Here is an 11,567-nt window from a genome sequence, read left to right on the forward strand (position 1 = left end):
CCGCTGCCGATTTTACATCGCAATTGTAGCAATCTCCAGATTGGACATATGCGACAGATCGATGAATTGGTCGTCGACTTGGATCAGCGGGCGGAAAAAATCGCTGGGATTGGTCATGACGATGGTGCCGATGCGTCCGTCGCTCAGACAGGCTTTTTTGCCGATGAAATTCGGAATCATGTGCTTGATGAACACCTGCGTAACGGCGGGGTCCAGCTCCCCGAAGCTCATACGGTGCAGCTCCTTCAACACAAAAAGCAGGTCTCGCTTTTGCTGGTAAACGCGATTGCAAATCATCGCGCTGTAGACGTCAGCGACAGCAACGATTTTGGCGATCCAGTGGATCTCGTGCGATTTTTTGCGCAGCGGGTAGCCGTTGCCGTCCATCCGTTCGTGATGCTGGAGCGCAGCGTAGGCCAGCTCTTTGTCATGCAGCGAATTGATGATGATTTCGTAGCCGTAAATCGTATGCTTTTTGATTTCGTTGTATTCTTCGGGGGTCAATTTGCCCGGTTTTTGCAGAATGCTGCTGGGAATGCGGCTTTTGCCGATATCGTGCAAATAACCGGCTTTGCCGACGAACAGGGCTTCCTGGTCGTCCTTGTGCATCCATTTGGCGATATAATAGGCCAGCATGCCGACCTGAACGCTGTGCTGATAAGTATAGTCGTCCTTGCTGTTCAGGGATAACAACAAAGATACAACATCCTTTTCGTGCTGAAAGCTTTCAATGAGCGGGCTAAAGGCGGCTTCGACCTCGTCTTCGTCGATGTTCGCGCCTTCACCGGCGTGCTGAAACAAATCCTTGATGCCCTCAATGGCGTCAAAAAACGCGAGGGCCTGTTCAGGCGTAGCCGTCGTGCTAGCGTTTTCATTGCCGTCTGCCGCCGCTTCGTCGGTTTCGCCCCGCGGCGCGATATCGACGTAATCGACATTGTGCCGATTCAACATCGTAATATCGCCGGCATCCAGAACGGCCCCGTTCGACAGCAGGTGCAGACCTATGGAGTTATAAGCATCGCTGGTTAACCGATCTCCTACGATAAGCTGCAGCACATGTACACGCATAGGATTTCCTTTCCGAGCCTGAATTTCAATGTGTCTTACGTTCATAGTATCAGCTATTGCTAGACCTTGGCAATATAAGAAATCGACCTTTTTCTACATGCCGATGTAGCGGCTGTAGAGGCTTTTGGCAGCTGTCAGATCGCTGGTTCCTTGCACAAGCGCGCGTCCGTCGGAAAAAAGCACCAGCGTGATGTCCGGGCTTGGGGCAAAGCGCAGCAGGAAACGGTTGCGCTCCACGGAACCAAGCGGGCGCAGCCGCTCCTCCCATTGCTCCAGCGTCAAGGAAGAGGGAACGGACGGTACGATCTGTACGGAATCGCGTCCGCACAGCGATTGGAGCGTGTCGCCGGCGAATTCGGCGGCGAGGTAGTCGAATTGCCCGGCTCCGCAGGCCGGGCAGTCGGGTTTGCGGGCGGAGGCGACTTGGACAGACGAGTGGTGATTGAACCACAAGTCCCACTGCTGCATCGCCGTGTTCAAGCTGCTGTCGGCGCCGACAAGCAGCTTCAGCGCTTCTGTCGCCTGGTACGAGGCGACAACGTGGATGATGCCGCCGATGACGCCGGCGGTATCGCAGGTTTCCGTCGTGCCCGCAGCCGGGGCATGCGGAAACAGGCAGCGCAGGCACGGCGTGACGCCGGGACGGATCGTCAGCGCCACGCCGCGCGAAGCGACCGCGCCGCCGTAGATCCACGGCGTGCCCGATTTGACGCTGAAGTCGTTGATCAGAAAGCGGACGGCAAAGTTGTCGCTGCCGTCGAGAATCAGATCGACGCCGCCGAGCAGCGTCTCGGCGTTAAGCGGGTTCAAGTCGGCGATATGCGGCTCGATGACGACGAGCGAATTGATGCGCGCAAGCCGCGCCGCTGCCGCCATCGCCTTGGGCGTTGCCCCGGCCGCGTCGTCTTCGTCATAGAGCATCTGCCGCTGCAGATTGCTAGCTTCGACGAAATCGCGGTCGATCAGGCGCACAAAGCCGACGCCGGCGCGCACCATATGGTTGGCGAGCACCGTGCCGAGCGCGCCCATGCCGACGATGGCGACGCGAGCTTCGCCGAGCTTGCGCTGGCCTTCGGCTCCGATGGGCGCGAATAACGTCTGCCGGGAATATCGGGCGTCGTTTGAGCTGCCCGTAGACGATACGGCAGCGGTTCCGTCGTTGTTTTCGGTAAAATTCAACATTGTGTAGATCACCTCAATGACATTTGCGCGGAACGAAGCCGCGGTTTGAGCTGTTTATAGTAAAAGAAGGAAAAAGCCGGTTGGCCGAACGGTACAGCGGTTGACGCTGCCTCGTTCGGCGGATCGAGGTCCGGTAATCGGGCACCCCGGCTCGGGAATCGCGAGGTGCCAAAAATATGCAAGCCTTCGGGATTGCCGGACAAGCGGCGACGCATTCGGACGGCGTTAGTTCGCTTGCGGGCCGTCGGCAGGGACAGCGAGCGGATTCCACGGTCCGGTCTGGCTGCCCTTCCACTCGGAGCCGTCGGCCCAGCGTTCTTTTTTCCAGATTGGCACGATTTGCTTGAGACGTTCAATGGCGTAGCGGCTAGCTTCATAGCAGGAGGCGCGATGCGGCGCGGATACAGCGATCACGACGCTCGTTTCTCCGATGCCGACCTCGCCGAGCCGATGCGTGATCGCTGTCCGCGTGCCGGGCCAACGCGCGTCGATTTCCGCGCCGATCTGCGCCAGCATGCTGAGCGCCATCGGCACATACGCCTCGTATTCCAGCAGCACGGTGCGCTGGCCGGCGGTCAGCTCGCGCGTAGTGCCGACGAATGCCAGCGCTGCGCCGTGATTCGGATCGCCGACCTTGGCCGCTACCTCGCCGACGTCGATGGGCTCGTATGAGATGACGTACAGCGGCGCCGCCGGCGGCGCCTGTGGCGTAGCGGCCTCCTGACCGCCCGATACCGGCGGGATCAAGGCGATTTCATCCTGTTCGCCCAGCGGCTCGTCGCCTGCGGCATACGTTTGATTTTTGGCGAAAAAGCACATTTCGATCCGTCCGGCGGCTTCGGGATACCGCTCGGCCAGATGCCCTTTGAGCTCGTCTGCGGTGATGGAGGACTGGGGCAGCTCTACTTGGAGCACCGGGCCGCCCAGCAGCTCGGCAAGTCCGGCAAATAGGCGAATGGTGATGTTCATGCGCGTTGTTCCTCTTTTCTGTACGTGTAGGTCGATTCCTTTCAGCATATCATATTTTGGGAGGAAGATGGTATAATGAGGACAGGCCTTGCCGGCCCTGACGGCTTCTGTCGTTGAGGGCTGCCGGCAGTAGAGGCGGGAAGGGAGAGCGGCCAGACGAATGAAGGTAACCGTATCGGACAAGCTGGTGGCGAAGGAGGCAATGACGGTGGAAGAGATGGCGGCTTTGGCGCCGGAGCGCTTGCGGCTTGAGGAGCGGGTGCCGGGAGTCCAAGGCGAAGCGTTTGATCTGAAAGCCTGGTACGCGGCTTGGGTCAGCCGCCACGGCGTTGTGCCGGAAAACGAGCCGACGCATGTGCAGGCTGACGCAGCCGATGAGTTTCGGGCGGTGCTGCCGTGGGCGCAGGCCGATCGCGCAGTGATGCAATATGCCGTCGACGGGGCTCCGCTGGACAAAGGATTTCCGATCCGGCTTTATGTACCGGACGGCAGCAGCGCCTGCCTGAATGTAAAGAGTATCATCGGGCTTCGCTTTTTGCGCGATGCTTCGCTGGGCGAGCAAGCCACGTACGGCTTTGTGAACAGCATTCCGGCGGATGCGCTTTGGAAGCCTAAGCAATAATTGCCGCAAAGACGGCATAGCATAGCATAGATAAGACCAGACATGCCTGGGGCCTGGAGGTGGGCGTTTTGTCCAAGGAGCAGCGCAACCTGATCATTTTATATACAAATGACATTCACAGCCATTTTGAGCAGATGCCCAAGATCAGCGCATATTTCCGCAGCGTTCGGGAAGCGGCTCCGCCGGACGCGGTGCTGACGCTCGATATCGGCGATCACATGGACCGGGCGCGGCCGGAGACGGAGGGCACGGGCGGCGTCGCCAACATTGAGCTGATGAACGCGACGGGCTACGACGCGATGGTGCTGGGCAACAATGAGGGACTGACGTTCACGCCGGAGCAAATGCGCGAAGCGTTCAGCAAGCACGCGGAATTTCCCGTGATCGGCAGCAATATCGTCGAAACGGCGACCGGAGCCGTTCCCGACTGGATGACGCCGACGCGTATCGTGCACCGGGCGGGCCTGGCGATCGGGCTGATCGGAGTGACAGCGGCGTTTAGCGATTTCTACGAGCTGCTCGGCTGGCAGGTCGGCGAGCCGCTCGCGGCTGTGGCCGCCCACGTCGCTGCTTTACGTCCGCAGGTGGATGTGCTGATCGTCATGTCCCATCTGGGACTGCCGCTCGATCAGCGTATGGCTGCGGAGGTTGCCGGCATCGACGTTATTCTCGGCGGCCATACGCACCACGTGCTGGAGGAGCCGCTACGCATCGGCCGCACGTGGCTGGGCGCGGCGGGCAAATTCGGCCAGTACGCCGGCCGGCTGGATCTCGCCTACGACATGGAGTCGGGCGAGATCCGGCAGCTGAGCGGCCGTCTGGCCGAGCTCGGCGACGCCGCGCCGGTTGACAGCAGCGTCGCGGCGCTGCTGGACGGCTTCCGCGAGGCGAGCCGCCTCGCGCTGGATACCGAGGTGGCGCGGCTCAAGCAGCCGCTGCACCTCGACTGGTACGGCGAATCCCCGCTGGGCAACCTGCTTGCCGCGGGCATTCGCCGCTGGACCGGCGCTGACGTGGGCGTCGTCAACGCAGGCCAGCTCCTTCAGGGCTTGAAGGAGGGCAGGGTAACCCGCGGGCGGCTGCTGGAAATTTGCCCGGGCCCGATTAATCCGTGCCGCTTGCGCCTGAGCGGCAAGGAGCTGCTGCAGGCGCTGGAGGAGTCGCTGCTGGCCGAGTTCATGCAGCGGCCGATCCGCGGCTTCGGCTTCCGCGGCGAGGTGCTCGGCGTCCTCTGTCTTGACGGGATCGACGTCTGGGTCGACGACCGGCGTCCCGCTTACGGCAAGGTCGTTGCGGCTTCGATTGGCGGCGCTCCGCTCGATCCGGACCGTGAATATACCGTCGGCTCGATCGACATGTTCACGTTTGGCGTCGGCTACTATTCGCTCAGCCGGTCCAGCCGGGTCGAATATTTGCTGCCGGAATTTATCCGCGACGTGCTGGCGGTGGAGCTGCGCGACGAGGACGCCCTGCGCGCCTGCGCCGGAGAGCGGGTACACCGGCTTGGCGGCGGGCGGGAGCAAGGCGGCGAGCTGGGCATCGAGGCGTAGCGGTGTTGCGTTGCGGAAATGCGGCCGGATGAGGAGCCGAGGGACGCATCGCGGCATGGCGGAAGTGCGTGAAGGCAAGGAGCCCAGAGATGCATCGGCGGCATCCTGCCCCAGCGTAGGGCAGCCGTTGCAACGAATGCGGGGTAAAATATGGCCAGCAGAACGTTAGCCGCCGTGGTTGCCGCGATCGCATTTGCTGCCGTCATGCGCGGCACCAGCCGCCGCCACAGCGCCGCCTGCGCAAAGCTTGTCAGCGCAAGGGCAGGCGAGTACAATGTATAGTTGGATCGGCAGCGATCCGTTATTTTTGGCATAGGGGGAAGCCATGTACGATTATTGGGTCGCCGTCATTATCGGCATTGTGGAAGGGTTGACGGAGTTTTTGCCGGTTTCGTCCACCGGACATATGATTTTAGCGGAAAAGCTGCTGGAGGTATCGGAATCCGATCCGCTGATGAAGGCGTTCACCGTCGTGATTCAGCTTGGGGCGATTCTGGCCGTTGTGCTCATTTATTGGAGGCGGCTGCTCGGCCTGTTCGGGTTGACGCGGAGCGCCAGAAGCGCGAAGGGGCCTAAGCTTAATCTGCTGCACATTCTGATCGGCATTTTGCCGGCGAGCTTGCTCGGTTTGTTTTTGAACGACTGGATTGAAGCTCATTTATTTTCGGCGCAGACGGTGCTGGTCGGGCTCGTGCTCGGGGGCATTTTGCTGATTGTCGGCGAACGGCAAAAGGAGAAGCCGCAGGCCGAGACGCTGGATCACATTACGTACCGTCAGGCGCTGTTCATCGGATTATGGCAAATCGTCTCACTGTGGCCCGGGTTCTCACGTTCCGGCTCGACGATTGCCGGGGGAATGCTCAATGGCGTAAGCCGCGCGGCGTCGGCGGATTTTACCTTCATCATGGCGATTCCGATCATGTTTGCCGCCTCGGGGCTGTCGCTGTACAAAAGCTACGACCTGCTGTCGATGGACGATCTGGGCTTTTTTGCCGTCGGCTTTGGCGTTTCGTTTGTGGTGGCGCTGCTGGCGGTGGTGTCGTTCATCAAGCTGGTGCAAAAAATGAAGCTGACTTATTTCGCCTATTACCGTTTTATTCTTGCAGCCGCTTTTGCGCTGTACATGTTCCTGTAAAAAGGGACCGGCCGGCGCTTCGCCGCTGCAGCCGGATCTCCCGTCCGGGCCGCTGGCGGACTCCTCCGGCGCCCCGGGCTGCCGCGCCTTCGCGCTTTTGGCCGTTTGCGCCCCATCCGCCGCATCCTTTGCTGGATGCGGTTTTCTATTGCTCTTTTTTGTTAAATCTATTACATTTAATAACAAGTGAGCCGAAAAAAAGCACGCTTTATGCGGGGGTAAAATAATGCGCTTAATGCCGATCAGCATGTGCCGTCCTGGGATGAGACTTGCAAAAAATGTATACAACGAAGAAGGTATGGTGCTGTTAGCTGTTCATGTGGAGCTGACGCAAAGATTGCTTGAGCGGCTGTATGAATACGGCATCGACTACTTATATATCAGTGACCCGCGCACCGAAGACGTGGTTATTGACGAACCGATTCAGGAAGAAACGCGAACGAAGGGCATTCAGGAGATCCGCACGACGTTCCGCAAGCTGATGGAGGATACGAGCAAGCGGGGAGCGGTCAGCTATTACGATTTGGGCCGGACGTTCCGCGAGCTGATGAATGCGATTATCGACGACATCAGCAGTCATCCGCAAGCGATGCTGATGCTGACGAATATGAATATCGCCGACAGCTATTTGTTCCAGCATTCGCTCAACGTGTGCATCTACGGCACGATGCTGGGCATCAGCCACGGCATGAGCCGTGACGAGCTGATGACGCTCGGACTCGGGGCATTGCTGCACGATATCGGCAAGACGCGGATTCCGATCAGTATCCTGCGCAAGCCGTCCCAGCTGACAACTGAGGAATACGAAGAAATGAAAGCCCACACGACGCACGGGTTTCACATATTGAAGGATTCGCCGAACATACCGCTGATTTCCGCGCATATCGCTTATCAGCATCACGAACGGCTGAACGGCAGCGGTTATCCGCGAGGATTGAAAGGGGATGACATTCATGAGTTCGCCCGGTGGATTGCCGTCGTCGATTCCTATGACGCGATGACCACAACGCGGGTATACCGCGGGCCGATGCTGCCGCACCAAGCGATGGAGCAGCTGTTCACCGGCTCGGGGACGTTGTACGATCAAGAGAAAATCGCCTTGTTCCGCGATAAAATCGCCATCTATCCGCTGGGGATTCCCGTGCGGCTCAACACCGGCGAGCGGGGCATTGTCGCCAGATTGAATTCGGCCGTGCCGCATCGTCCGATTGTGCGCGTGCTGCAGGACGCAGCGGGCCGCCAGCTCAAGGAAGGGCATGAAATCGACTTGTCGGTCCGGCTGTCGGTGCTGATTACGGAAATCGGCGACCGTCTGGTCAATGAGCAATATCCCGGCGATCCGGGAATAGAGGCTTGGGGTTGAGACACAATAACGACAACAGGGAGAACTCGGGAAACCGGGTTCTTTTTTTCGATCAGGAGGGATGTTCATGAGGGAGAGTTTGGAAAAAGGGTGGTTCTGGCGCTGGGGCTACGCCATGCACAAGTATCGCTGGCTCGTGGTGGCGTTGGGCCTTGCGCTGCTGATCGGCTTTGCGCCGCTGGCCCGGCTGACGCCAGGGCTGCTTAAAGACAACGGCTTCACGCCCAAGGACAGCGAATCCGATCGCGGACTGATCGAGCTGCACGAGGAGCTGGGTCTGACGACGACGCTGCTGAATCTGGTTTATGAGCAAAAAGGGGCCGATCTGACGCAGGACGCCGCCAAAACGTCGATCATGGATACGCTGCGCGCCGTCAAGGAGCTTCCGTATGTGCGCAGCGCTGAATTTTCGCCGCTGCCGCGGCTGGCCGGCCAGGTTGACGTACAGACGGTCACGGTAGCGCTGGACCTTGAGACGGATGAGGCGCTCGATAAGGTGCCGGAGGTGAAGCGGCTGATTGCGCCGCCGGCGGGCATGAGCGTCTATGTAACGGGGGGACCGGCGATTTTGTCCGACATGCAGACGGCGAGCAAGCACGACATCGCCAAGTCGGAAATGATCGGCTTGCCGATTGCGCTCGTCGTGCTGCTGCTTGTGTTCGGGACACTGGTCGGCGCGCTGCTGCCGCTGGTTGTCGGCGTAACGAGCGTGACGCTGACGCTTGGGCTGACGTATTTTATCGCCCGAGACGTCTCGTTGTCCAATTTCCTGCCCAATATGGTGACGATGCTGGGGCTGGCCGTCGGGATCGATTACGCGCTGTTCTTGGTCAGCCGCTTCCGCGAGGAGTTGAAGCGGCAGCCGGGGCGGGCCGAAGCGGTGGCGATGACGTGCCAGACGGCGGGCAAGTCGATTTTCTTCTCCGGCATTGCCGTGCTGATCGGGCTGCTCGGCATGATGTTCGTCGATCTGACGTTCTTCCGCTCGCTTTGTCTCGGCGGCGTTATCGTCGTGTCGATTTCCGTGCTTGCCGCCAACACGCTGCTGCCCGCGCTGCTTGCGCTGCTCGGCGAGCGGGTTAACGCGCTGCGCGTTGTGCCGCGCCGGCTGCGGCGCGAGGGCTCCTCGGCGCTGTGGGCGCGGATCGCTTACGGCGTCATGCGCCGGCCGCTGGTGCTGGCGCTGCTGGTCGGCGTCGCGCTCATCGCCCTGATGACGCCGCTTGGCGCGATGAAGCTCAGCGTCCCGAACGCCGAGGTGCTGCCGCCGGGCTACGCCTCGCGCTACGGATCGGATCTCATGAAGCTGACGTATGACTCGCGCCGCATGAATCCGATCCAGATTCGCCTCCACACCGCCGACGAGGTGTGGACGGACAGCTCCGTTCGGCTGGTGCGCGCTTACGCCGAACGGGTGGCCGGCACCTCCGGGGTGCTGGAGGTGCAAAGCTATCTGAACGCGCTGGGGCCGCGTTCGGAGGCCGAGCTGGCGGCGGCGCTGCGCCAGCCGGAGATTCGCGAGCAGCTGTCGTCCCGCGGCTTGGCCAAGGGACGTACCGCGCTGCTCGTGGTCGTGCCGCAGCGCGACCCGGACGACCCGGCCACTGACGGGCTCGTGCGCGCGCTGCGCGGGCTGGACGCCGCCGGGCTGGAGGCGGCGGTGACGGGCGGTCCGGCTTACCGGCTCGATATTATCGACCGGATTTCCGGCCGCATCCCCGAGGTGCTTGCCTTCGTGATGGGCATCACCTATGTGGTCTTGCTGTTTGCGTTCCGCTCGGTGCTGCTGCCGCTCAAGGCGGTGCTGATGAACGTGCTGAGCCTTGGCGCCAGCCTTGGCATCGTGGTGCTCGTGTTCCAATACGGCTATTTGGCCGACGCCTTGCACATTACGTCGATCGGCTATGTGAGCGCGACGCTGCCGGTCATTATTTTTTGCGTCGTATTCGGGATTTCGATGGACTACGAGGTGTTTCTGATTTCGCGGATCATGGAGGAATACGAGACTAGCGGCGACAATGAGCGCAGCACGGCGCAAGGGCTGATGAAAACCGGCAGTCTGATTACGAGCGCGGCGTTTATTCTCGTTGTGGTCGTCGGTTCGTTTCTTTTTACCGATATCGAGATTATGAAGGCGCTTGGCCTGGGGCTGGGGCTGGCCGTGTTGATCGACGCGACCATTGTCCGCGTCATGCTCGTGCCTGCGCTGATGAAGCTGCTCGGGCGGGCCAACTGGTGGGCGCCGCGGTTTTTGCGTATTCGCCCTGCTGACTTCAAGGGAGACGTTAGTGAAGGCGAGCGACGCGGGTAGGCCCGTTCCAAAGCCGGCCGCAGGGAAATGATGAATCCGCAGTCAGCGCGCGAAAAACGCGGTACAAACGTGTTGAAAACCTGTTTGCTTGCGGGCGAAAGCGGGTAAGTAGTTGGAAAAGCTCCTGACGCGCGCTTCACGGCCGACTCGGTTTCCTTTTTACCCCGCATCAGGTACAATAAAAGGCATAACTTGAGGTACTTATAGGAAACCATAGGTCAGGTGTGAACATCAACATGAATGTAGATTTAATTCGATCCCCCATGCCGGAGCTTTCGCCGTCCTTCGATCCGTGGGACCCGCTGCGCTCCATGCGAACATACGGGCGACATACGCTGACAAGCGTGGAGCTGACGATTACGAATTTGTGCAACATGCGCTGCGAGCATTGCGCGGTCGGCGATTCGCTGACGATGTCGGAGGGGCCCAAGCTGCCGCTGGATCAGGTGCTGCGCAGGCTGGACGAGGCCCGGCATCTGGAGACGATCAGCATTACCGGAGGCGAACCGTCGTATAACCTCCAAACGGTGCGCGATTACATCGTGCCGCTGCTTAAATACGCCCGCGAGCGCGGCATCCGTTCGCAAATCAACTCGAACTTAACGATGGATTTGGCGCGGTACGAGTTGATGGCTCCCTATCTCGACGTCATGCACATTTCGTTCAATTATTTGGACGCCGCCGATTTTCATCGCGTTGGCTTCGTCAATGCCGGTCATCCGGTCGGTCTGGAGACCGCTTCGCGCATGTACGAGCGAATGGTCGAAAACACGATAGCGCTCAGCAAGGGCGGCCTGTTCGTATCCGCCGAATCGATGATCAATACGCGAACGCATGAAATGCTGCCGGGCATACATAAGCTAATTGTAGAAATGGGCTGCAAGCGCCATGAGGTACATCCGATGTACCCAAGCTCGTTTGCCCGCCATCTGCCGCTGTTAACGCTGGAGCAGTTGCGCGCAGCGGTTCACGGGCTGCTCGACGCCCGCGATCCCGAGGTCTGGATGCTGTTCGGAACGCTGCCGTTTTTTGCCTGCGCCGAAGCGGACGCCGATCGCGAGCTGGTGCTGCGCATGCGCCGCGAGCCGAACGTGACGGTGCGCAACGATCCGGACGGCCGCAACCGTCTGAATGTCAATTTGTTTACTGGCGACGTCTACGTCACCGATTTTGCCGACGAACCGCCGCTCGGCAGCGTGCTGGAGGACGGCTTTGACACGATATTTGCACGTTGGGAGAGCCATCCGCTGAACCTGCGCGTCAATTGCTATTGCAGCGCGGCAGGCTGCTGCGGGCCGAACCTGCTTGTGGCCGATTCTTATTATCCCGCTGTTGATTTCAAAACCCGTCAAGCGCTCGTCTAGTCA

General features: G+C 60.1%; 9 protein-coding genes. 6 read left to right on the forward strand and 3 right to left on the reverse strand.

All coding sequences use genetic code 11. The features are described 5' to 3' along the window. Nucleotides 1-12 precede the first annotated feature (12 nt). From B5M42_RS08275 to moaD, 3 genes are all read right to left on the reverse strand, one after another. Complete coding sequence (locus B5M42_RS08275; RefSeq protein WP_134755246.1) at nucleotides 13-1,068, reverse strand: HD-GYP domain-containing protein; 1,056 nt, start codon at nucleotides 1,066-1,068, stop codon at nucleotides 13-15. Nucleotides 1,069-1,161: 93 nt separating this feature from the next. Beyond that, nucleotides 1,162-2,250 carry a ThiF family adenylyltransferase gene (locus B5M42_RS08280; protein WP_134755248.1) on the reverse strand — a complete coding sequence of 363 codons (1,089 nt, stop codon included), beginning with the start codon at nucleotides 2,248-2,250 and terminating at the stop codon, nucleotides 1,162-1,164. Nucleotides 2,251-2,475: 225 nt separating this feature from the next. Continuing rightward, complete coding sequence (moaD, locus tag B5M42_RS08285; protein ID WP_134755250.1) at nucleotides 2,476-3,219, reverse strand: molybdopterin converting factor subunit 1; 744 nt, start codon at nucleotides 3,217-3,219, stop codon at nucleotides 2,476-2,478. 160 nt (nucleotides 3,220-3,379) lie between these two features. Here moaD and B5M42_RS08290 point away from each other — a divergent pair, with 160 nt between their 5' ends. From B5M42_RS08290 to yfkAB, 6 genes are all read left to right on the forward strand, one after another. Next, nucleotides 3,380-3,841 carry a molybdopterin-binding protein gene (locus tag B5M42_RS08290; RefSeq protein WP_134755252.1) on the forward strand — a complete coding sequence of 154 codons (462 nt, stop codon included), beginning with the start codon at nucleotides 3,380-3,382 and terminating at the stop codon, nucleotides 3,839-3,841. Nucleotides 3,842-3,909: 68 nt separating this feature from the next. Then, nucleotides 3,910-5,391 (forward strand): bifunctional metallophosphatase/5'-nucleotidase, encoded by a 1,482-nt coding sequence (locus B5M42_RS08295; RefSeq protein ID WP_230632808.1) that lies wholly within the window; start codon nucleotides 3,910-3,912, stop codon nucleotides 5,389-5,391. Between the two features lie 325 nt (nucleotides 5,392-5,716). Then, entirely contained in the window at nucleotides 5,717-6,526 is an 810-nt protein-coding gene (locus B5M42_RS08300) for an undecaprenyl-diphosphate phosphatase (RefSeq protein WP_134755254.1), read from the forward strand. A gap of 262 nt (nucleotides 6,527-6,788) precedes the next feature. Further along, complete coding sequence (locus B5M42_RS08305; protein ID WP_329959274.1) at nucleotides 6,789-7,889, forward strand: HD-GYP domain-containing protein; 1,101 nt, start codon at nucleotides 6,789-6,791, stop codon at nucleotides 7,887-7,889. Nucleotides 7,890-7,956: 67 nt separating this feature from the next. Next, on the forward strand, nucleotides 7,957-10,200 hold the full coding sequence (locus B5M42_RS08310; protein ID WP_134755258.1) for an MMPL family transporter: 2,244 nt from the start codon (nucleotides 7,957-7,959) through the stop codon (nucleotides 10,198-10,200). Between the two features lie 236 nt (nucleotides 10,201-10,436). Beyond that, on the forward strand, nucleotides 10,437-11,564 hold the full coding sequence (gene yfkAB / locus B5M42_RS08315) for a radical SAM/CxCxxxxC motif protein YfkAB (protein WP_134755260.1): 1,128 nt from the start codon (nucleotides 10,437-10,439) through the stop codon (nucleotides 11,562-11,564). The last annotated feature ends 3 nt before the right edge of the window (nucleotides 11,565-11,567 follow it).

Origin of the sequence: Paenibacillus athensensis, assembly GCF_004514475.2 — a bacterium.
GTDB classification, from domain to species: Bacteria; Bacillota; Bacilli; order Paenibacillales; family NBRC-103111; genus Paenibacillus_AL; species Paenibacillus_AL athensensis.